The sequence below is a fragment of the Streptomyces sp. AA1529 genome (genome assembly GCF_000280905.1).
GTDB lineage: Bacteria > Actinomycetota > Actinomycetes > Streptomycetales > Streptomycetaceae > Streptomyces.
The window spans coordinates 177,761-198,445 of sequence record NZ_ALAP01000018.1 but is presented as its reverse complement, the minus strand read 5'-3'; the positions used below and the strand labels follow the sequence as shown (position 1 = coordinate 198,445).

At 69.7% G+C, this 20,685-nt stretch carries 21 protein-coding genes and 2 pseudogenes; 13 read left to right on the top strand and 10 right to left on the bottom strand.

All coding sequences use genetic code 11. From position 1 onward, the window contains the following. Positions 1–41 precede the first annotated feature (41 nt). The gene (gene tuf / locus A949_RS0105350) at positions 42–1,235 is read left to right on the top strand and encodes an elongation factor Tu (protein WP_019354978.1); all 1,194 of its coding nucleotides are present in this window, start codon (positions 42–44) and stop codon (positions 1,233–1,235) included. A gap of 195 nt (positions 1,236–1,430) precedes the next feature. Here tuf and A949_RS0105345 read toward each other — a convergent pair whose 3' ends face one another. Continuing rightward, on the bottom strand, positions 1,431–3,281 hold the full coding sequence (locus A949_RS0105345) for a hypothetical protein (RefSeq protein WP_019354977.1): 1,851 nt from the start codon (positions 3,279–3,281) through the stop codon (positions 1,431–1,433). Between the two features lie 367 nt (positions 3,282–3,648). On the opposite strand from A949_RS0105345, the gene A949_RS0105340 reads away from it, so the two are divergent. From A949_RS0105340 to A949_RS0105315, 6 genes are all read left to right on the top strand, one after another. Then, a complete protein-coding gene (locus A949_RS0105340; protein WP_019354976.1) occupies positions 3,649–4,656 on the top strand; it encodes a DUF1996 domain-containing protein in 1,008 nt (335 codons plus the stop codon). Then, positions 4,653–6,452, top strand: a complete 1,800-nt coding sequence (locus tag A949_RS0105335; RefSeq protein WP_019354975.1) for a discoidin domain-containing protein — start codon at positions 4,653–4,655, stop codon at positions 6,450–6,452. Before A949_RS0105340 ends, A949_RS0105335 begins: the two co-directional genes overlap by 4 nt. Positions 6,453–6,648: 196 nt before the next feature. Then, entirely contained in the window at positions 6,649–7,689 is a 1,041-nt protein-coding gene (locus tag A949_RS0105330) for a LacI family DNA-binding transcriptional regulator (RefSeq protein ID WP_026004363.1), read from the top strand. Positions 7,690–7,926: 237 nt separating this feature from the next. Beyond that, positions 7,927–8,349 (top strand): aspartate 1-decarboxylase, encoded by a 423-nt coding sequence (gene panD / locus A949_RS0105325; protein ID WP_019354973.1) that lies wholly within the window; start codon positions 7,927–7,929, stop codon positions 8,347–8,349. A gap of 174 nt (positions 8,350–8,523) precedes the next feature. Next, the gene (locus tag A949_RS0105320; protein WP_019354972.1) at positions 8,524–9,219 is read left to right on the top strand and encodes a hypothetical protein; all 696 of its coding nucleotides are present in this window, start codon (positions 8,524–8,526) and stop codon (positions 9,217–9,219) included. A 257-nt stretch (positions 9,220–9,476) separates the two neighbouring features. Next, positions 9,477–10,253, top strand: a complete 777-nt coding sequence (locus A949_RS0105315) for a hypothetical protein (protein ID WP_158687548.1) — start codon at positions 9,477–9,479, stop codon at positions 10,251–10,253. A 63-nt stretch (positions 10,254–10,316) separates the two neighbouring features. On the opposite strand, the gene A949_RS0105310 is transcribed toward A949_RS0105315, so the two are convergent. Both A949_RS0105310 and A949_RS0105300 read right to left on the bottom strand, forming a co-directional pair. Further along, positions 10,317–10,751: a glutaredoxin domain-containing protein gene (locus A949_RS0105310; protein WP_019354970.1), complete on the bottom strand. Its 435-nt coding sequence runs from the start codon at positions 10,749–10,751 to the stop codon at positions 10,317–10,319. A 79-nt stretch (positions 10,752–10,830) separates the two neighbouring features. Then, the gene (locus A949_RS0105300) at positions 10,831–11,460 is read right to left on the bottom strand and encodes a helix-turn-helix domain-containing protein (protein WP_019354968.1); all 630 of its coding nucleotides are present in this window, start codon (positions 11,458–11,460) and stop codon (positions 10,831–10,833) included. 213 nt (positions 11,461–11,673) lie between these two features. Here A949_RS0105300 and A949_RS0105295 point away from each other — a divergent pair, with 213 nt between their 5' ends. Beyond that, positions 11,674–12,660 (top strand): alpha/beta fold hydrolase, encoded by a 987-nt coding sequence (locus tag A949_RS0105295; RefSeq protein ID WP_019354967.1) that lies wholly within the window; start codon positions 11,674–11,676, stop codon positions 12,658–12,660. 116 nt (positions 12,661–12,776) lie between these two features. On the opposite strand, the gene A949_RS32565 is transcribed toward A949_RS0105295, so the two are convergent. Together A949_RS32565 and A949_RS32560 are read right to left on the bottom strand one after the other, a co-directional pair. Continuing rightward, positions 12,777–13,295, bottom strand: a complete 519-nt coding sequence (locus A949_RS32565) for a VOC family protein (protein WP_037705883.1) — start codon at positions 13,293–13,295, stop codon at positions 12,777–12,779. A gap of 7 nt (positions 13,296–13,302) precedes the next feature. Then, on the bottom strand, positions 13,303–13,668 hold the full coding sequence (locus A949_RS32560) for a hypothetical protein (RefSeq protein ID WP_019354965.1): 366 nt from the start codon (positions 13,666–13,668) through the stop codon (positions 13,303–13,305). Between the two features lie 409 nt (positions 13,669–14,077). On the opposite strand from A949_RS32560, the pseudogene A949_RS38870 reads away from it, so the two are divergent. Both A949_RS38870 and A949_RS36180 read left to right on the top strand, forming a co-directional pair. Beyond that, a pseudogene (locus A949_RS38870) lies at positions 14,078–14,268 on the top strand (MerR family transcriptional regulator); the annotation flags it as partial. 53 nt (positions 14,269–14,321) lie between these two features. Beyond that, a complete protein-coding gene (locus A949_RS36180) occupies positions 14,322–14,888 on the top strand; it encodes a GNAT family N-acetyltransferase (protein WP_078565342.1) in 567 nt (188 codons plus the stop codon). Positions 14,889–15,409: 521 nt separating this feature from the next. Here A949_RS36180 and A949_RS0105275 read toward each other — a convergent pair. After that, positions 15,410–15,865, bottom strand: coding sequence for a GNAT family N-acetyltransferase (locus A949_RS0105275; RefSeq protein WP_019354963.1), 456 nt, complete (start codon positions 15,863–15,865; stop codon positions 15,410–15,412). A 292-nt stretch (positions 15,866–16,157) separates the two neighbouring features. On the opposite strand from A949_RS0105275, the gene A949_RS37985 reads away from it, so the two are divergent. Next, positions 16,158–16,619 carry a hypothetical protein gene (locus tag A949_RS37985; protein ID WP_019354962.1) on the top strand — a complete coding sequence of 154 codons (462 nt, stop codon included), beginning with the start codon at positions 16,158–16,160 and terminating at the stop codon, positions 16,617–16,619. 196 nt (positions 16,620–16,815) lie between these two features. After that, a complete protein-coding gene (locus A949_RS37500; protein ID WP_019354961.1) occupies positions 16,816–16,983 on the top strand; it encodes a hypothetical protein in 168 nt (55 codons plus the stop codon). Between the two features lie 115 nt (positions 16,984–17,098). Here the strand turns inward: A949_RS37500 and A949_RS0105260 are convergent, their stop codons facing one another. Continuing rightward, a complete protein-coding gene (locus A949_RS0105260; protein WP_019354960.1) occupies positions 17,099–17,422 on the bottom strand; it encodes a DMT family transporter in 324 nt (107 codons plus the stop codon). Beyond that, the gene (locus A949_RS0105255) at positions 17,419–18,111 is read right to left on the bottom strand and encodes an FMN-dependent NADH-azoreductase (protein ID WP_019354959.1); all 693 of its coding nucleotides are present in this window, start codon (positions 18,109–18,111) and stop codon (positions 17,419–17,421) included. Before A949_RS0105255 ends, A949_RS0105260 begins: the two co-directional genes overlap by 4 nt. 112 nt (positions 18,112–18,223) lie before the next feature. Here A949_RS0105255 and A949_RS0105250 point away from each other — a divergent pair, with 112 nt between their 5' ends. Continuing rightward, positions 18,224–18,853, top strand: coding sequence for a TetR/AcrR family transcriptional regulator (locus tag A949_RS0105250; RefSeq protein WP_019354958.1), 630 nt, complete (start codon positions 18,224–18,226; stop codon positions 18,851–18,853). 126 nt (positions 18,854–18,979) lie between these two features. On the opposite strand, the gene A949_RS38865 is transcribed toward A949_RS0105250, so the two are convergent. Both A949_RS38865 and A949_RS37495 read right to left on the bottom strand, forming a co-directional pair. Further along, positions 18,980–19,201, bottom strand: coding sequence for an NADAR domain-containing protein (locus A949_RS38865; RefSeq protein ID WP_237735752.1), 222 nt, complete (start codon positions 19,199–19,201; stop codon positions 18,980–18,982). A 1,001-nt stretch (positions 19,202–20,202) separates the two neighbouring features. Next, positions 20,203–20,556 (bottom strand): annotated as a pseudogene (locus tag A949_RS37495) (RHS repeat-associated core domain-containing protein); the annotation flags it as partial. Positions 20,557–20,685: the final 129 nt, after the last annotated feature.

Below are 20,685 nucleotides of genomic sequence, written 5' to 3'. Positions count from 1 at the left end.
AATGTGGAGGGTGTACAGCACCAGTCCACAGGAGGACCCCAGTGGCGAAGGCGAAGTTCGAGCGGACTAAGCCGCACGTCAACATCGGCACCATCGGTCACATCGACCACGGCAAGACCACTCTTACCGCGGCGATCACCAAGGTGCTGCACGACGCGTACCCGGAACTGAACCAGGCTTCGGCCTTCGAGAACATCGACAAGGCGCCGGAAGAGCGCCAGCGCGGTATCACCATCTCCATCGCGCACGTCGAGTACCAGACGGAGAACCGTCACTACGCCCACGTCGACTGCCCGGGTCACGCGGACTACATCAAGAACATGATCACCGGTGCCGCCCAGATGGACGGCGCCATCCTCGTGGTCGCCGCCACCGACGGCCCGATGCCGCAGACCAAGGAGCACGTGCTCCTGGCCCGCCAGGTCGGCGTTCCGTACATCGTCGTCGCCCTGAACAAGGCCGACATGGTGGACGACGAGGAGATCATGGAGCTCGTCGAGCTCGAGGTCCGTGAGCTGCTCTCGGAGTACGAGTTCCCGGGTGACGAGGTTCCGGTCGTCAAGGTCTCCGCGCTCAAGGCGCTGGAGGGCGACAAGGAGTGGGGCGAGTCCGTCGTCAAGCTCATGTCGGCCGTCGACGAGGCCATCCCGGCCCCGGAGCGCGACACCGACAAGCCGTTCCTGATGCCGATCGAGGACGTCTTCACCATCACCGGCCGCGGCACGGTCGTCACCGGCCGTATCGAGCGCGGTGTGCTGAAGGTCAACGAGAACGTCGACATCATCGGCATCAAGGACACCAAGACCTCGACCACGGTCACCGGCATCGAGATGTTCCGGAAGCTGCTGGACGAGGGTCAGGCCGGTGAGAACGTCGGTCTGCTGCTCCGCGGCATCAAGCGCGAGGACGTCGAGCGCGGCCAGGTCATCATCAAGCCGGGCTCGGTCACCCCGCACACGGAGTTCGAGGCGCAGGCGTACATCCTGTCGAAGGACGAGGGCGGTCGCCACACCCCGTTCTTCAACAACTACCGCCCGCAGTTCTACTTCCGCACCACCGACGTGACCGGCGTGGTGACCCTCCCCGAGGGCACCGAGATGGTCATGCCGGGCGACAACACCGAGATGAGCGTCCAGCTCATCCAGCCCGTCGCCATGGAAGAGGGCCTCAAGTTCGCCATCCGTGAGGGTGGCCGCACCGTGGGCGCCGGCCAGGTCACCAAGATCTCCAAGTGACCTCGCCGCGCCGGGTCCGCCCGGCGCATCCCGGCTTCGGCTGACGGCCGGCTCCGGCCGGCGTAGCGGCTTCGGCTGATGAGAGGGCCCGTACGGCAGTACTGCCGTACGGGCCCTCTCGCATGCGCGGACCGCGGGACGGACGGTGCCGGCGGAGGGCCCGTGGGCAGCCGTCGACACGCCGTCCCGCCCGGATCAGGGGTAGGAGACCACCGTGGACGGCGTGGTCGAGGTCCCGGAGGTGGGCGAGCCGGTCTCGTTGATGACGCGCTCGTACTGTCCCTTGCCGCCCAGCGAGACCACCAGCACGTCGTGGAACTTCACCCCGGAGGTGTGCGGGGCGGCGAAGCCGTGGTGCTGGACGATCGTCGGATCGACGTTGTAGTAGCAGTAGCTGCCCAGGCCCCACGCCTCGTGCGAGGTGACCGAGTCGGCGACCTTGTAGGCGGCGTAGCCCTTGATCGAACCGTTCTGGATCGCGGCCTGGTTCGGCGCGTCGTACGCCTTCTCGTTCTGGAAGAAGATCGTGCGGCCGCGCTGGCCGTTCCACTGCACGTCGTACTTGTTGAAGTGCTCCACGAACAGCCCGGTCGCCAGCACGTCGTCGCCGTTGACGACGACGCCGTAGTCGGCCCGGTTCGTCTCCCAGCCGACGCCGGTGCCGTGGTCGGCCCGCCACACCCAGGTGTGGTCCACGATGGTGTGCCGGCTGTTGACGACGATGCTGGTGGTGGCCTTGCCCGCGCCGCTGCCGCCGATGCGCACGAACACGTCCTGCACCGTGATCGGATTCGCCGAATGGTCCGCCGAGGCGCCCCGCGGCCCGACCTCCACCAGCGTCTCGGAGTTGGTGGGCCCGGCGTCGACCAGGAACCCGGCCAGCCGCACCCCGTCGACGTCGGCGACCCGCACCGCGGTGGCACCCCCGTCCGGCACCAGCGTCGCGTAGCCCAGGCCCAGCACGACCGTCCCGGCCCGGTCGACCTTCAGCGGCTGGTCGAGGTGGTAGACGCCCGGCGTGAGCAGCAGGTGCAGTCCCTGGCCGAGCGCCTGGTTGAGGGTGGCCGCCGAGTCGCCGGGTCGTGCCACGTAGAACTGGGACAGCGGCAGCGAGGTGCCGCGCGGAGTGCCGTTGCCCCAGGTGACGCCGCGTGCCGCGGTCCGCTTCTCCGGCAGGAAGACCCGGTAGTCGGCGCCGTCGAGGTAGAGGAACGGCTTCTCGCGGGAGATCGGCGTCGTGTTCAGCGTGGTGTAGGGCGGGTCGGGGAAGCTCTGCCCCGGAGCGCCCTCGACACCGGAGAAGACCATGTTCCAGACGCCGTTGAGCCAGCCGCCCACCGCGCTGTCCCGGGTGTACCACTGCTGCTGGGAGTACGGTCCGACCTGGCCGTCGATCCGGCTGTCGGCGATGTAGCCGCCGCTGGCCCAGCCGTAGCCGGCCGGGGAGAGGTTGAGGCCGCCGCGGACGTGCATCCGGCGGAACGGCGCGGCCTGCGCGACGGCCCACCGGTTGGTGCCGCTGACCGGGACGAGGGCGAGGTTCTCGGCAGAGCGCCAGAAGTTCTGGGTGGCGTTCCCGTCGAACCATCCGGCGTCCACGGTCACATCGCCGTTGATGGTGGTGTCGTCGGGGGACAGGCCCAGACCGGCGATCGAGGTGTAGAAGCCGAGTTGCGCGTTGAGTCCGTGGTAGGTGCCGGGCTTGAACAGCAGCGCGTAGCGGCCGCTGCCGAACTGTGCGGACTCCTGCTGCCGGAAGATCTCGTCCAGCTTCGCCTGGATACCGGGCGTCGAGGGATCGAACACGATGACGTTGGGGCCGAGGTCGCCGCCGCCGGGCAGGTCCTGGGCGCCGTCGGCGCCCGTCGGCCGCGGACGGCGTGCCGGGGCGGCCGAGGCGGGTGCGGACATGCCGACGAGTGCCGTGGGGACGGCGGCCGCTGCGGCCCCGAGAACGGTACGGCGGCCGGGCACCGGGCCGGCGGAGGACGTGTCGGAGGAACGGGCGGCGGAACTCTCGGCGGAACCGTCGGAGGAAGGGGGCATGGGCGCTTCTCCTTGTTCATCAGATGAACGATGGGGGGTGAGGGAGCGCTCTCTCGCCGCTGAATGGTTCATCCGTGTGTACAGGACGTCAAGGGTTGTGACGGAATGCTGGCGCGTTCCGACGGGTGCCGGTCGCCGCCCATGTCGGCCCTGTGAGCCCGGATTTCGGTTCTGACCTGTAGCGATGTGTGAGACGGGCTGCCGCGCCGAAGTCCGCCGAGCGGGCAGGCTGCTGATCCTTTGGTTCACTTCCTTGACACCTCTGCCGCGTGCCTCAACACTCCGGAACGGGAGAGCGCTTTCCGATCCATCGGCGCGGCGACCCGCTCGCCGCGCCGCCCCCACCCCTCACCTCCAGGAGGGCTCCATGGCACGGAGATCGACATACCGCTCGGGAACGCTGCTCGTGGTCGCGTTACTGCTGGCGGCACTCGGCGCGACCGGAACCGCGACCGCTTCCGGCCCGCACGCCGCAGCCGCGACCGGCACCAGGGCCCAGACCGCCGCCGCGGCGCAGCCGCCGCACCGCTACTTCCACGAGTTCCAGGCCAACTGCGCGGTCAGCCACACCGGTCCGGACGATCCGATCGTCTTCCCCGGGCAGCCCGGCGCGTCCCACAACCACACCTTCATGGGCAACACCACCACCGACGCCGACAGCACCGCCGCCTCGCTCGACGCGGGCGGCACCACCTGCAAGGCGCCCGGCGACAAGTCGGCGTACTGGATGCCCACCCTCTTCGACGGCGACCGGCCGATCCTGCCCGTCGGCCCGCAGACCATCTACTACAAGGCCGGGGTCACCGACTACACCAGCGTCCGCCCCTTCCCCAAGGGGCTGCGGTTCGTCGTCGGCAGCCCGGCGCAGAGCCCGCAGGACTTCCGCGACCACCCCGGGTACGTCGAGGGCTGGGAGTGCGGGGACAGCTACTTCAACACCGAGTTCCCCACCGACTGCCCCGACCGCGCCGACGTGCAGCTCAACATCCGTCTCCAGGCCCCGAGCTGCTGGGACGGCTCCTCCCTCGACTCCGCCGACCACCGCAGCCACATGGCCTACCCGGTGGTCAAGGAGGGCACGAACGACAACGTCTGCCCCGCCGGCCATCCGGTCGCGCTGCCGATGATCGAGTTCAAGATGGCCTTCCCCGTCAACGGAGACCTCTCCGCCGCGCGGCTGGCCAGCGGCCCGAGCTACTCGTTCCACTACGACTTCTTCAACGCCTGGGACGACGCCACCCTCGACGCCCTGGTCGACCACTGCATCGTCGGCGGCCTCCAGTGCGACGCACGCGGCTACGACCAGACACATCCCGAGGAAGGCGCGGCGCTGAACGAGGACTACGAACTGCCCGCGGGGGTGGCCACACCATGACCGGACCCCGCACCCGCACCCGCCGCCGGGCGGCATCTCTCGTCCGCCGTCTCCACCCGGCGCCCCTCGTCCGCCGTCTCGCGGCGCCGCTCGTCGCCGGGGCGCTGGCCGCCGGAGCGCTCGCGCTGCCCGCGCAGCCGGCGCAGGCGGCGGGCAGCGTCGTCGAGGTGACCGGCAGCCAGGGCGACTGGCAGTTGACCGTGGACGGCAGCCCCTACCAGGTCAAGGGCCTCACCTGGGGGCCCGCCGCCTCCGACGCCGGGAAGTATCTGCCCGACCTGCGCTCCATGGGCGTCAACACGATCCGCACCTGGGGCACCGACGCCACCAGCAAGCCGCTGCTGGACGCGGCCGCGGCCAACGACATCAAGGTCGTCGCCGGATTCTGGCTCCAGCCCGGCGGCGGCCCCGGCAGCGGCGGCTGCGTGGACTACGTGACCGACGACGGCTACAAGAGCAGCATGCTGGAGGAGTTCACCAACTGGGTCGACGCGTACCGGGACCACCCCGGCGTGCTCATGTGGAACGTCGGCAACGAGTCCGTGCTCGGGCTGCAGAACTGCTACAGCGGCGAGGCGCTCGAAGAGCAGCGCGACGCCTACACCTCCTTCGTCAACGACGTCGCCGTGCGCATCCACGCCCGCGACCCGGACCACCCGGTCACCTCGACCGACGCGTGGACCGGCGCCTGGCCGTACTACAAGGAGAACGCCCCCGATCTGGACCTGTACGCCGTCAACGCCTACCAGGACGTGTGCGGCATCCGGTCCGCCTGGGAGCAGGGCGGCTACACCAAGCCCTACATCGTCACCGAGACCGGCCCGCCCGGCGAGTGGGAGGTCCCCGACGACGCCAACGGCGTCCCCGAGGAACCCACCGACCAGGCCAAGGCCGAGGGCTACACCGCTGCGTGGGACTGCGTGACCGGACACCGGGGCGTGGCGCTGGGCGCGACGATGTTCCACTACGGCACCGAGTACGACTTCGGCGGCATCTGGTTCAACCTGCTGCCGGCCGGTCAGAAGCGGCTCTCCTACTATGCCGTCAAACGGGCCTACGGCGCCGGCACCGACGCCGACAACACCCCACCGGTCATCTCCGCGATGTCCGTCGAGGGCGACCCCTCCCGGGTACCGGCGGGCGGCGAACTGACCCTGTCGGTGCGGGCGACCGACCCGGACGGCGATCCGCTCTCCTACGAGGTGCTCAGCAACAGCAAGTACCTCGACGAGAGCAACGAACTGACTCCGCTGCCCGCCACCGACCTCGGCGGCGGCCGGCTCAGGGTCACCGCACCCGACCGTCCGGGCGTGTGGAAGATGTACGTCAAGGCCACGGACGGCAAGGGCAACGTCGGTGTGGAGTCCCGCTCCGTGCGCATCGTCCCGCCGGACGTCGACGGCACCAACGCGGCCCTCGACGCCCCTGCGACGGCCTCCTCGGAGCAGCAGGGCGGCGGCGACTGCCCCTGCACGGCCGCCGGCGCCGTGGACGGCGACCTCACCACCCGCTGGGCGAGCGACTGGAGCGACCCGCAGTGGCTGAGCGTCGACCTCGGCACCCGCACCGCGTTCCGGCACGTGCAACTCGTCTGGGAGACCTCCTACGCGACGGAGTACACCGTCCAGACCTCCGACGACGGCCGGAACTGGCGCACCGTACGCGAGGTCACCGGAGGCGACGGCGGAGTCGACGACCTCGACGTCTCCGGCACCGGCCGCTACGTCCGCGTGCACGGCACGCAGCGCGGCACCGGCTGGGGCTACTCGCTCTACGAGTTCGGCGTCTACACCTGACGCGGGAGCCGGTGCGGGCCGCAGCCGCTGCGGGTAACCGGCTGCGGCCGGGACCGGGACCGGGACCGGGACCGGGACCTGGCCCGGGCGGGGCCGGTCGGTACTGGGCCCGGAACCGGGTAGCGGACCCGGGCCCGTCGTCCCCGCCCGGAGAGCGCTCTATACGGCGCGCGGCTCCGCCGCTAGGGTGCCGGGCATGAGCAGCCGGGCTCCGACTTTGGAGGACGTCGCACGGGAGGCGGGTGTCTCCCGTGCGACGGTCTCCCGTGTCGTCAACGGCGTCCGCAACGTGGACCCGGCCATCCAGGACCTCGTCCGGCGGGCCGTCGCACGGACCGGATACGCCCCCAACCGGGCCGCCCGCTCGCTGGTGACCCGGCGCACCGAAACGGTGGCCCTCGTCGTCTCCGGCGCCGGGGACGTCTCCGACGAGGCACAGGACGCCTTCGCCTCCCGGGTGTTCTCCGACCCGTTCTTCGGCCGCGTGGTGGCGGGCGTCACCGGCTATCTGCGCCCGCGCTCGATGTACCCGGTCCTGATGTTCGCGGAGACCCCCGAGGCCCGCCGGGACGTCGTGGCCTACCTGCGCCAGGGCCGCGCGGACGGCGCGCTGGTGGTCTCCACCCACGCCGAGGACGCGCTGCCGCCGCTGCTCGCCGAGGCGGAGCTGCCCGCGGTCCTCTTCGCCCGCCCGGCCCGGCCGCTCCCGCTCAGCTGCGTCGACCTCGCCCACCGGGACGGCGGACACCTGGCCGCCGAGCGGCTGCTGGCCCGCGGCTGCCGCCGCGGCGTCACGATCGCCGGGCCGCTGGCCGTCGCAGCGAGCCAGGAGCGGCTCTCCGGATTCCGCCGCACCATGGCCCGCCGCGGGCACCCCGGCGTCCCGGTGGCCGAGGGCGCCTTCACGCTCGACAGCGGCAGAACCGCCATGGCGGCCCTGCTGGACGAGCACCCCGACCTGGACGGGGTGTTCGCCGCGAACGACCTGATGGCCCAGGGCGCCTGCGAGGTGCTGCGGGAGCGGGACCGGCGTATCCCGCAGGACGTCGCGGTCGTCGGCCTCGACGACTCCAGCGCCGCCGTCACCTGCCGCCCCCCGCTGACCACCGTGCGCCAGCCCGTCGAGCAGATGGCTGCGGCGATGGCACGCCTGCTGGACGAGCACATCCGCGGCGACCGCACCGCGCCGGCCTCCGAGATCTTCGCCCCGGAACTGGTGGTCCGGGAGTCTGCGTAGCCGCCGCCGGGCCGCTGCCGCCGGGCGCTGCCGCCGGGCCGCTGCCGCCGGGCGCTGCCACAGGGCGCTGCCGCCGGGCGCTGCCGCCGGGCGCTGTGCGGCCCGGTGTTGTCGCTGCCGGGGCTCAGCGGCCGGGCACTCTGCCCCTACCGCGTAGTACCCTGAACCCGACTCGACCACGGAACGCCCTTGACCTGCGGTGCTGCGGGCAGGGAGCACACATCCTGGAGTGACGCCATGCTGCGCACGATGTTCAAGTCCAAGATCCACCGCGCCACCGTGACCCAGGCCGACCTGCACTACGTCGGCTCGGTCACGATCGACGCGGAGCTGATGTCCGCCGCCGACCTGCTCCCCGGAGAACTGGTCCACATCGTCGACATCACCAACGGCGCCCGGCTGGAGACCTACGTCATCGAGGGCGAGCCGGGCTCGGGCGTCATTGGCATCAACGGTGCCGCCGCCCACCTGGTACACCCTGGCGACCTGGTCATCCTGATCAGCTACGCACAGGTCGACGACGCCGAGGCCCGCACCCTGCAACCGCGTGTGGTGCACGTGGACGCGGACAACCGCATCGTGGCACTGGGAGCCGATGCCGGAGAGCCGTCGCCGGGCTCCTCCGCGGAACGCGCCCCGCACGCGGTGGCCCGGAGCTGACCCCCGCCGCCGACTGCCCGCGGGGCGCCTCGGCTGTGCGGTGGTGAGGGGGTTCGTCCCCTGGCTCGGGACTGTTGTGTTCCGGTTCCCGCTGGTGAAGTCGGTGGGTGGGGTGCGGGGTGCGCTGCTACCGTCAGGTGCACGACAGTTACCTGATGCTACCGGGAGTGTGTTGTGCGTCCGACCCGTTCCGCTGTTCCGCTGGCCGCTGTCGCGGCGGCCGTTGCGCTGCTCGTCTCCGGGTGCGGTGGGGGTGAGGACGGTGACGGGAAGAGCGGCAAGATCGACGGCGCCGAGGATGCGGGGAAGAAGTCGCCGAGTGCCGATTCGAGTTCGCCGGGCAAGGAGGATGCGCCGGGTGATTTCCGCACGTCCGACATCGAACTGCCGGACGATGTGAAGCTCGTCTTCGACTGGGACCAGCCCTCGAACCCGGACAAGGCCGCCGCGTTGGACGGGGCAGCGGACTATATGCGGGTGGTTCGGCACGGCATGGTGAAGGAGAGCACGAAAGATCCGCTGATCGCTCAACATACGGTGCCGCTGCAGAACGCGCAGGAGTACGCGAACACGTTGATGAAGCGGCAAGCCCAGAAGGATTACACCATCACCGGGTCGGAACGTTTCTACAAGGAGCAGGTCGGCGACCTGGTCGACGGGAAGCTCGTCGAGGTGACGTTCTGTTCCGATCAGCGCAAGATTTTCAGTAAGCGGATCAAGACCGGAAAGGTACTCCGGGACGCTGCGTCTGGAGATGAGAATTTCCTTCGTTTCAGCGTGGTCGTGCAGAAGCCTTCGCAAGTCGACGCATCGTGGAAGGCTCGAAGTGTTGACGTCACGGAGAAGGCGGTGAAGCAGTGCAAAAGCTAGCAGCCAGGGTGGCGGTGCTCTCCGGGGCCGCTGCCACGGTGCTGGGCCTGGGGGCTCCTGCCGCTCACGCCGGGTTTGGCGTCGACCAGAGCGCGGACAAAGAGGGGCAGAGCTACGGCGCGAAGGCGGGTGTCGTTCACTACTCCGGCAGTGGTGCGGGCGGCAGTGATAAGGGTGGGGGTGGGAATCTTTCGGTTCCGGGTGGGGATTGGTCGCCGCCGCCGTGTTGGTATGCGCCGAAGTATTCTCCTCGGGAGTTGAAGGAGAAGATTGATGGTTCGCCGTTTTCGGTGACGGGGCGGGATCCGGACAATGGTGGGCAGAAGCAGGATACGGATCTTGCGATTCGGGAGAAGTACGAGTCGCGGGATTATGACAACTATAATCTGGGCAAGGAGGGGGAGGGGCGGTTCTGGGCGGCGGTGCCGAATCCGGATGAGAAGGATGCGGCGAGGGCCCAGTCGTGTACGGAGTTGCCGTTCTGGGTGGAGAACGGCGAGGTGCCGGATGTGGAGAACGCGATCAGTCCGCAGATCCTCTCGAAGCTGGCGTATGCGCGGATCCGGGTGCCGGATACGCGGGTGGAGATGAATCCTGCGGGTCGGCAGACGGTGAATCTGCCGACGTGGGTGTGGCTGGACGAGGGCCGCTACAGGAGGTTGTCGGTGCGGGCGTCGGTGGATCTGGGCGGGGGCCGGGAGATCTGGGCGCGGACGACGGTGGAGCCGGAGGCGTTGCGGCTGGATCCGGGCACGGACAGTGCGAGGCTGCATCCGGGTTCGGGTGAGTGCAACGTCGAGGATGACGGCAGTATCGGTACGGAGTATGTGAAGGGCAGTGGGGAGAAGGCGCCGCCGTGCGGGGTGACGTATCTGAAGGCCACCCGGGGTGCGGGGAGTTATTCGTTGCGCTCGACGCTGACGTGGACGGCGTCGTGGGAGGGCAGCGGCGGCGCCGGTGCCGAGGATCTGCCGAACGGTGAGTTCGGCGGGCAGCAGGACGTCACCGTCCAGGAAATCCAAGCCATCAACTGAACCTGGGCTCTGGCCCCCGTGTGCTTGTGGCTTCGGGCGCCGCTCCGCAGGCGCGGATGCCGATCAGGCGGCAGGGAGCTGCTCGCGCACCCAGTCAGGACCGGGGTTGGTGTGCGGTCGGCCTGCCACCACGACGGTCGGCACGGTCTCGTTGCCGCCGTTGGCTGCTCTCACCGTTGCGGCTCCGGCCGGGTCGCGCCAGATGTTGACCCAGTGCAGCTGGCGGGCGCTGCGGCCCAGCCGGAAGCGCAGCCGTATGCAGTAGGCGCAGCCCGGCCGCCAGAAGACGACCGGTCGGCCGTCGTCCGCGCTGCGGCGTCGTGCTTCCGGCTCACCGATCGACCTCGGGAAGATCAGGGGCGAGTTCATACCGCCGAGCGCCAGGAAGACCAGCAGGATCGCGGCGGCGATGCCGGGGCTCCCCTCGAAGAACTCCGCCGTCGCGACGACTGAGCCGCTGAGCACGAACAGTACCGGCAGGATCCAAGAGCGCATCATGGTGACGCAGGCTACCGGCCGTTTCCGCGGCGCCGACGCCGTCGAGGACGACGATGAGGTCTCGGTTCCCGGCGGCCCGCTACCGTGCCCCTGAGCCGGAGCCGGGCCCCGGGGCGGGCGGGGTGCGTGGTCGCAGGCGTTCTCCCTGCGGGCCGAACATGATCAGGTACTCGACCGGGCCGCCGAGGCCGGCGTTCGCGACCCCGTGCGGGGTGCGGGTGTCGAACTCGGCGACGTCTCCGGAATTCAGGACGAGGTCCTGGTCGCCGAGTGCGAGCCACAACCGCCCGTACAGGACGCACAGCCACTCCCAGCCGTCGTGGGAGACCTGCCGGGGCCGTGCGGGCGGGTCCTGGGCGGCGGGCAGGACGTGTTTGTGTGCGTGCAGGCCCCCGACGTACCGGGTCAGCGGCAGCACCGCCTTCTCGTCACCGAATCGCCCGACCGCGGAGGCGCGGGGCTCCGGGGCGGGCGCGGAGACGGGTGCGGTGCCGGCCAGCTCGTCCAGGGAGACGCCGTACTCCTTCGCCAATTGCAGCACCACTTCCAGGGTGGGTTTGCGGCGACCGGTCTCGATCCGCGACAGCGTGCTCGCGGCGATGCCGGTCGCGCAGCCGACGCCGGTGAGCGTGGCGCCGCGGTGTTCGCGCGCGGCCCGCAGCCGGGGGCCCATCGCCGCCAGTGCGTCGGCCACGTCGTCGCCTGCCACCCTGTTTCACCCTTTCCGAATCTTTCTGAACCCTTCCGAATCCTTCTGAACCTTTTCGAACTCTTCCGGACCGTGCCGAGCCCTTCGGGACGCGCTGCTCCACCATCCTGTCCTGCGAGTTTGCCAGACTGGCAAAGGTGATCGCGTCGGCCGGTCGCGGTCCCGCATGATCGGTCGTACCGGCGTCCGACCGCGATCCGAGGAGAAGACCCGATGCCTTCCGAGCCGTCCGCAGCCCTCCGTCACCGCACCGTCGAGGCCCCTGCCGGGCGCCTGCACCTGGTCGAACAGGGCACCGGTCCGCTGGTCCTGCTCGTGCACGGATTTCCCGAGTCCTGGTACTCCTGGCGACGTCAGCTCCCGGCCCTCGCCGCGGCCGGCTACCGGGCGGTGGCGCTCGACGTGCGCGGCTACGGTCGCTCGTCCAAGCCCGCGGCGACCGACGCCTACCGGATGCTCGACCTGGTGGCGGACAACGTCGCCCTCGTGCACGCCCTCGGCGAGGAGAACGCGGTGGTCGTCGGCCACGACTGGGGCTCCAACATCGCCGCCACTTCCGCTCTGCTGCACCCCGGGATCTTCCGGGCCGTCGCTCTGCTGAGCGTCCCGTACGCGCCCCCCGGCGGCCCCCGCCCCACCGACATCTTCGGCCAGATCGGCGGCCCCGAGCAGGAGTTCTACGTCTCCTACTTCCAGGAGCCCGGCCGCGCCGAGGCGGAGATCGAGCCGGATGTCCGGGGCTGGCTCGCGGGCTTCTACGCAGCTCTGTCCGCCGACACCATGCCCGCCCAGGGCGAGCCCGACCCGCACTTCGTCGCCCACGGCGGCCGGCTGCGTGACCGCTTTCCCGTCGGCACCCTCCCGGCCTGGCTGACCGAGGACGACCTGGACGTCTACGCCGCGGAGTTCGAGCGGACGGGGCTGACCGGTGCGCTCAACCGCTACCGCAACGTGGACCGGGACTGGGAAGACCTCGCCCCCCACCGCGGAGCGCCGATCGAGCAGCCGTCCCTGTTCGTCGGGGGTGCCCTGGACGCCTCCACCACCTGGATGTCCGACGCTGTCGACGCCTTCCCCACCACCCTCCCCGGGCTGCGCGGCTCCCACCTCCTGGAGGGCTGCGGGCACTGGATCCAGCAGGAACGCCCAGCGGAGGTCAACCGGCTGCTGACCGGCTGGCTCGACACCCTCGCGGACTGAGCCGGACAGCCGGGCAGCCGGGCAGCCGGGCTGAGCCGGGTTGAACCGGGCTGAACCGGGCTGAGCCGGGTTCGAATCGGCAGGGGCGGTCGGGCCGAGGCGTCACGGCGGACCGGTCACGCCTGGTCCGTCTCCGCTGTCTCCATCTCCTCGCGGAGCGTGCGCTGGACGTAGGCCATGGCTTCCTGGGCGGCAGGATCCGCGAAGCGTTCGGCGAGCTCCTCGGGCGGGACGTCCTCCACCCGTTCGTGCAGCCACCACAGGTGCCCCTGGGCGTCGCGGACACGGGCGACGCGTTCACCGAAGGCGAGCAGGGTCGGCCGGGTCACCACCCGGGCACGGGCCTCGACGGCCCGTTCCACCGCCGCGCCGAGATCGCCGACGTAGACGCGCAGGTGTGCCGGGGCCGCCGGCCAGCCGGGCTTGGCGTCGAAGAGCATGATGACGCTCTCGCCGATCTCGACCTCGACATGGCCGATGTCCCCGTCGGGGTCGAGTATCCGGGAGCCCGGAGTCTCGACAGCCCCGAACGCCGACTCCAGAAAGCGCACTTCTGCGTCGGTGTCCTGGCTGATCACCCACGCGTTGACGCGTGCGTAGCGGGCCGGCACCTGAGTCTTCGGCTGTGAATGCATGGGGGGATCATGGCAGGGGCCTCCCTCGCCCGGTATCTGTTTCCCGCACCCGAGCGGGGCCGCGGGGCGGGGCCGGGAGCGCGGAAGGGCGCTCGCAGTCCGGGCACTCCTGGAACCCTGGAACGGGTCCGGGCGTGCGCTGCGGGGTGCGCGTCAGATAGCCATACGCCTCCAGCTCGCGCAGTGCGGCCGCTACCCGGGCCTCGCCTTCCGGGAACCGGGCGGTCAGCGACTTGATGTCGACGTGGGTGCCGTCCGGCACGGACTGGATGTGCACGCCCAGCCCGATCGCGAGGAGCGACAGCTCGCGGTGCTGGGCGAGATGGTTGCCGACGACGGTGAAGCGCTCGCGGTGCCGGTGCCGGACGTGCACGACCCCGGGACGTCCACGTCCTGGATGTGGTGCGGTCGCGGCGGTGCGGTCACCGGAGTGCGGCGGCGGGCACACGATCGTGACCCCCAGCGCCCGCCGGAGGGTCCCGGAAGGCCTTGGGAGAGCCCGGAAGGTCCTGGAGAGCCGACGGGGTGCTCGATCGCACGGCGGCCGACGGCCCGCAGCCAGGCCACGTTGGCGGCATAGGCCTCGATGGGTGACCGGAGGCCGGTGGCGCGGTGAAAGTGCTTCGCCGTCCCTCACGCCGCTGATGCCGCGGGGCACCGGAACGCGGCCGACGGCGACCCGGTGCCCGCGGTCCCGCCGCATCGGGCGCTCACGCTTCAGGACGGTACGAATCTGGCGTCCACAGGCGCACAGCTCGGGGCATTGTCGAGAACTGTGGAGTGGGCGGCCGTCGATAGACGCTCAGCCGCGCCGCCTGCTGCTGGCCCGGCTGGAGAGCGTGAGCGACCCTCGCCGGGACCGGTACCGGCCACTCCTCGCAGTGATCAACGGCTGGCCTGCCCTGCCCCGCAGAGCCTGGCGCCGGCGTTCGACTGGTCCGTCCAGGCCGTCCGCGCCCGAGTGGAGCGGTAGTGGGCCGGGATCGTCGGCGTGGGCAGGGGCCCCTGCCTCAATACAATCGGCCGGTGAACGACACCGTCATCCTGCATGCGGGCCCGACGCCGTCCGCTCCCGCACTCGTCCTTCGCCCCTGGCGCATAGGGGACGTTGCCGCACTCGTCGAAGTGTTCCGAGATCCCGAACTGCGCCACTGGACCAGCTCGGCTGTGGAGAACGAGGCCGATGCGATCCGGTGGGTGCAGGGCCAGGAGCCGGGCTGGGAAGCCGGGGATCGCTTCGGTTTCGCGGTTCTTGAAACGCAACCCGACCGCAGCCAAGGGCAGTTGGTGGGCAATGCGGTACTCAAGGAAGTGGCTTCCGGTAAACCGTCGGCCGAGGTGGGTTACTGGACCGCGGCGCATGCCCGCGGGCGGGGTGTGGCACCGCGCGCTTTGGAGGCTCTCACCGACTGGGCCTTCGACACCCTGGGCGCCGATGGACTGGAGCGTCTGGAACTCCTGCACCGGGTGGACAACTCGGCCTCCTGCCGCGTGGCGCACAAGAGCCGGTACGACCTCGACTCAGTCCTGCCCGCAGCGCTGCCCTCGTTTCCCCGCGAAGGCCATCTGCATGTACGGCGCAGGGATGCCTGAGATCCAGTCGTCTTCTTCCGGCCGGGTATGGCTGCCCATGCCGCGGGGGACTCGGGCGTTCGAGGAGATGGCCGTTCTCGAAGCGGGCTGCGGCGCGGACCAGGGCGACGAGGTGGGGTGCGGTGATCGCGCGCCAGTGGGCCTGGGCGGACTCGGCGAGCTTGAACAACCGACCTCGATTCGCTCGCCGCGGTGCTCCTGCTCGGCGGCAGACGCCGTGGCGCGGATCTGGCCTGCCTCATCATGGTGACCGATGTCGCCGCCAACTGGTATGCCGTCCACGGCATCCGGCACAGCGGGATTCTCACCGAGCCGGCCTCCAACGGCTCACGGCTTTCGCGCCGTACACAGTCGTCGTCACGCCCTTTCGCCGCAAGCACCGCTCCGCCTGAGACCGGGTTGTCCGAGAGGAGACGGACGGGACGACCGGGGCAACAGGCCGTGGCAGCACCATCGAGGCGGACGGTTGCGCTCGACGGGTGACCAGGGGAATCGACGCGACGCGTGAACGGCGTGCGCGGTCAAAGGACCCTGGTCATGAAGGTGCTGTTCGGGTCGGGCCGGTAGTCCGCGAAGGGTTCGCAGGGCTGGAAGCCGAACTTCTCGTAGAGCCTTCGGGCCGGCAGGAAGAACTCGGCGGAGCCGGTCTCCAGGCTCAGGCGTGTGAACCCCATGTCGGAGGCTTCGCGCAGGATGTGGGCCAGCAGCGTGGAGGCGACCCCGCTTCGCTGCCGCGTCGGCCGGGTGCGCATCGACTTCAACTCCGCGTGCCCCGCGTCCAGCCTCTTGAGCGCACCGCAGCCCACCAGGCTGCCGTCGTCCACGACCGACCAGAAGGTGACGTCGGGCTTCCGGAGACTGTCGAGGTCGAGGGCGTGCTTGCTCTCCAGGGGTGAGAGGGACCGCATCTGCTGGACGTGCTCGTCGAGGAACCCGGCGATGTCCGGCCCGGAGAGGTCATCCACCGAGATCTGCAACGCGTCACGTCCTCTCCATGCATCGTCGCCAGGCGGCGGACGGCCCGGAGCCGAGGACCGTGCTGTGTCCGACCCCGCGGCTACGTCGTATGGCCTGCGACGAGTTGTACGGCCTGCGACGAGAGGACGCCATGACCCGCACCACACCGCGCTGTCCCGCCGACGCCGAGGCGCTCTTCCCGGAGCTGGTCCACCACCGGCGTGCCGCCACACGGCTGCACCCCTGGCCGGGAAACCCCGGGGTCCGGGACAGCTCCGTCGGCGGTCCGCTGCTGTGGCCGGCCGGGGAACCGTGGCCGATGTGCACCGAGCCGCCCAAGCGGCGCAGCGGCGCAGCGGCGAGCGGGTGCGGGACGTCAGGCTCCGGCGGCGCATTCTGGCCGAGGCGAGGAGCCGCACTCCCGTCCCCGGGGAACGCCCGGGGCCGGACGGCGGCACCGGGAGCTGGACCCCGCTGGAGGACCGGCCGCCGGCAGCCGCCATGGACGCCAAAACCCCCAGCCATGTCACGGTCGGCCGCTGGGGACGCCTGGTCATCCTCACCTGCCCCGAAGACCCCGAGCATCCCCACCACCTGGTCATCCAGTGCCCCGGCCGCCCGAGGGCTGAGCGCTTCACGGGAGAAGCGGGTGCCGTGGCATCGGAGTTCTCGGCCGGGCAGAACCTGCCGCAGGGGGCTGTTCCCCGCATACGTGCGGGGCCGAAGAGCAGGCCTGATGGGCGCCAGGCCGATGCCGGCCCGCCGGTCGGATAGGTCCGGTGCCGCCGCTCGGGCCCTGCTGCCGACGACTCACCGAGCGGGTATGTGCAGTGGAGCCGATCTCCTTGCTGTCCTGACACCGACCAGTGATTCTGGGCCGGTGTCAGGACAGAGGAAACGAAGACGGCGACCAGAAGCCGAGAGACTCCGGCTCACTGCTCGCACCGCGCCGGACTCGGGGCGGTGGGAAGTGATCTTCGAAACGGAGGACGTGGTGGCGCTGCGTACACAGTTGCGGCGTCTTCGAGAAGCCCGCGTCGACGAGTCGATGGTCCGGGTCGACACACTGTGTGGTCGGCTCGAACTCCCGACCGTCTACCGGCTGAGCCGGTTCGTGACGAACCCTACGAGCGCGTGAGGGCACGAGCAGGCGGACCGTTGCTCCTCCGGCCGGTCGAGGGAGGTCGACGGATGCGTCGTGCGAGCGTCCGCCGTCCATGACCGGCATCATCGCTGATGCCGGTCATGGGGTGTCAGCCTTCCGGTGCGGTCGCGCGGGCCAGTGCGACGCCGCCCACGATCAGGGCGAGGGCGAGGATGCGACCGGTGGTCACCGGGTCCTTGTGCACGACGATGCCGAGGGTGATGGCGCCGAGCGCGCCGATTCCGGTGAACGCGGCGTAGGCCGTCCCGACCGGCAGCCCCTGCATCGCCAGGGAGAGCAGGTAGACCGCGACGGCGGCGAGCGCGAAGCACACCAGCGTGGGAAGCGGACGGGTGAAGCCGGCCGTGGGCTTGATGCTCTGCGACCAGGCGACCTCGACCAGCCCCGCAGCGACGAGCAGCAGCCAGCTCACAGCGCTGCTCCGACCGTCCGCGCCGCGGCCAGCGCGGCGGTCCGTGAGGCGTCGTGGGCCTCGCGGCGGGCGGCGAGTGCGGGATCGACGAGGGAGTTAACCAACTCGGTGCCGAGGAAGGTCATGTCCTCCTCGGGGACGGCGAAGTGGCCGGGGAGGAAGTCCCGCAGGTAGCGCTCCTGGTGGTCGTACGGCCGGCGCGGGGTGCCCGGCCCGTACGCGCCGCCGCGCGCGTAGGCGACGACGAAGCGCCGTCCGGCCAGCGACATCCTGGGGAACGTCACCTGGTCGATCCATGCCTTGAGCGAGGCGGGGACGGAGAAGTTGTACATGGGCGCGGCGACCAGTACGACGTCGGCGGCGACGAGTTCGCCGAGCAGCGGCTCGACGACCGCCCAGGCGTCGGCCTGGGCCGGGGTGCGCACGGCCTCGCGGTAGCGGGCGATGTCCGTGATCTGGTGCTCCAGTACGTAGTCGCACAGCTCGGTCCATGCCTCGCCTATCTGCGGAACGGGGGTGAGTGCGAGGTCGCGGTGGAGGTAGGTGCCGTCCGGGTGGGAGGACCGCCAGGCGTCGGCGACGGCGTCGCCGACCTCGCGGCTGAAGGAGCGGCGGCGGGCGCTGGCGTCGAGGTGCAGCAGGGTCTGCGCGGCGGGGGGCGTCGTCGGCCTGGTGCCGGTGGTGGGCATGGGAAGGCTCCTGCCTCGGAAGAGATAACCGGACACCGTGTCCGGTTCAACGTGGCCAGCATAACCGGACGCCTCGTCCGGTTATTTCGCCGAGCTGGCGTAGGCTGATGCCGTGGAGACGAAGGAGCCCGGGCAGTCCGGGGCCCCGGCGAGACCGGGGGAGCCGAAACGGCCCAGGGAGCGCGCGGACGCGGCGCGGAACCGGGCGAAAGTCCTCTCCGCGGCGGCCGAACTGTTCGCAGAGGGGGATCCGCGCGCGGTCACGATGGAGGACATCGCCCGCGCTGCGGGAATCGGTCGGGGCACGCTCTACCGGCGCTACCCGGACATCGCCTCCATCGCGGCGGCACTCCTGGACGAGCACGAGCACGCACTGCAGGGCGAACTGCTACAAGGCGCACCGCCACTGGGTCCCGGCGCAGCACCGGGGGAGCGGCTTGCGGCCTTCCTGACAGCCATGATCGACCTACTGGAGCAGCACAGCCATCTCGTCCTCGGAGCCGAGACCGGCGCCGAACGCTTCGCCGTCGGCGCCTACGGGTTCTGGCGCGCCCACGTCCTGGCGCTCCTGCGGGAGGCGGGCACGTCCGACCCCGAGGCGCTCGCGGACACGCTCCTGGCGTCGCTGGCCCCCGAGGTCTTCCTCCACCAGCGCGGCCGAGGCATCTCGACGGCCCGCTTGAAATCCGCCCTCACCCGGCTCGCCCACGGGGTCACTGCCGGCACGGTCGTCACGGCCTGAGCCGGCGCGGCCATTTAGCCGTTCTTGGGGAGTACGAAGCTTGGAGCGATCTGGGATCGGAAGAGGTCGGCCGACGAGGGATGCGCCGATGGACTCCTGGGACGACTCAGCATCGCTCTTTCTGTTTCAACGTGACAACAGTGTATTTCGAGTCTCCATCAGCGCGAACCCCAGCAGATTCAGACCTTTCCACAGCGATGGTGAAGAAGCTCGTTCGTCGTCCGCAGCCAAGCCAATGCCCCAGATGCGGTTTAAGAGGCTTGCTTCGACCAGTACGCGGTCCCGGGACTTCAGCAAGAAGTCGCGTATTTCTCTATCGGCGGAGAACTTTGCGAGGTTGCCGCGCAGAACGATTCCGTACCGGTGCTCGAGCCAAGTCTTCCTCGAAGCCTTCTACCTGACGGCCGAGTGTCTTCGCTGCACCGGGGTGGGCTGCAAGTGATCCGGGGTGGAAATTGGTTTTCTGGTGTTCACCACGCCAGGCTCGGTATCGCACGTCTGTGCACCCTGCTTCTCGCAGGGTGAAGTAAGCAGGCGTCGGCCATCATGCCGTACCCTTTTAGCTCCCGGAGGGTTATTGTTTTGTATTCAATTGTTCCCAGATGAGGGTGTGTAGAAGCTGATTCTTCTGTCTTCGTGAGAGTGTCTTCAGTTTTTCATAAGTGCGGGGTGCCACGTCCAGGCGATGGGGGATGCGGTAAAGGGTCGAGTGCTTCCTGCCCGCGACTGCTGGGTCATATGCCAGGAGAACGCAAATCCAGCTGTCGGTTGGGACACTCTCTGGGAGTACTGGCATGAGTAGATATCTGGTGTCTTCGCCTGTGCTTGTATCGATGCGTTTTCCGGTGCGACTGAAGCCGGCCTTCTCCGCTTCGGCGACTAGGCGCCGCAGCGTGCGAGTGTCAACGTGGCGGACTTCTCCCGGTACGGGCCAACCGAAAGGCGAGGCCACACGGTTTCGATCACGTACGCGCGGATGAAGTCTCCTCACGGGTTCCCTCCTCTTCCCAAGATCTGCACGATCGTCTCGGGGTGATATTCGGATTGGCGGGGTCTCTCATCCGAGACAACGCCTCAGCGATGCGATGGTTTCCCTGAACTACCGCGTTGTCATGGACCGTCACCACGTGGCCGATCCCGTCGGGATCGTTGATGGCACGAAGAAGAGTCTCGTCATCCAGGCTTCGCAGCATGCCTGTTTTGAGCGGATCGCCTAGGTCTGGTGTGTCAATTTCGTTCAGATCGCCGAGTCGTGTGGGTTGGCGCTGAGCACGCATAATCTGGTCGGTTCGACACCCCTGGGGGCGAAATTTATCTTTTACCCGCTCAACGAACCCTGGGCGGTCCGGATAGTCGGGCGCAAGGCTGAGTGAGTCGAGCCAAACGGTCGGATTCATGACGTATCCGACCGGATTGGGAGCTGCCTCAAGCCCCAGCGGGTCGGGCGCCGTGTACCGCGCGGTTTCCGGGTCGTAGTACCGGAAGTAGTTGTAGTGGAGGCTCGTTTCCGGGTCGTAGTACTGGCCGGGGAAGCGGAGGGGGGTGTAGGCGGTGCTGTCGGTGTGCCAGGTGGTGGTGCCCCAGAGGGGGGACTGGGTGCGCCAGGCGATGTCGCCCTGCTCGGAGACCAGCTCGGTCGGGGTGCCGACGAGGTCGGTGACGATGGCGTAGAAGCGGGAGTCGATTTCCTGCTGGGTGGACTCGTCGGTGCGGCGTTGCTCGATGAGGGTGGGGCCGGCCCCCCGTGAAGAGGACGGTTTCCGCCAGCTCATCGTCTGCCATGCGATATACGTGTGGGGGCCGATGCCCTCCGCGGAAGCGTCGGTCGCTGG

Bases quoted from the DNA above. Each gene is read 5' to 3' on its own strand.
- A949_RS0105345 (WP_019354977.1), bottom strand. From the start codon at position 3,281: ATGCCCCCTTCCTCCGACGGTTCCGCCGAGAGTTCCGCCGCCCGTTCC.
- A949_RS0105340 (WP_019354976.1), top strand. From the start codon at position 3,649: ATGGCACGGAGATCGACATACCGCTCGGGAACGCTGCTCGTGGTCGCG.
- A949_RS0105335 (WP_019354975.1), top strand. From the start codon at position 4,653: ATGACCGGACCCCGCACCCGCACCCGCCGCCGGGCGGCATCTCTCGTC.
- A949_RS0105330 (WP_026004363.1), top strand. From the start codon at position 6,649: ATGAGCAGCCGGGCTCCGACTTTGGAGGACGTCGCACGGGAGGCGGGT.
- panD (WP_019354973.1), top strand. From the start codon at position 7,927: ATGCTGCGCACGATGTTCAAGTCCAAGATCCACCGCGCCACCGTGACC.
- A949_RS0105310 (WP_019354970.1), bottom strand. From the start codon at position 10,751: ATGATGCGCTCTTGGATCCTGCCGGTACTGTTCGTGCTCAGCGGCTCA.
- A949_RS0105295 (WP_019354967.1), top strand. From the start codon at position 11,674: ATGCCTTCCGAGCCGTCCGCAGCCCTCCGTCACCGCACCGTCGAGGCC.
- A949_RS32565 (WP_037705883.1), bottom strand. From the start codon at position 13,295: ATGCATTCACAGCCGAAGACTCAGGTGCCGGCCCGCTACGCACGCGTC.
- A949_RS0105255 (WP_019354959.1), bottom strand. From the start codon at position 18,111: ATGCCCACCACCGGCACCAGGCCGACGACGCCCCCCGCCGCGCAGACC.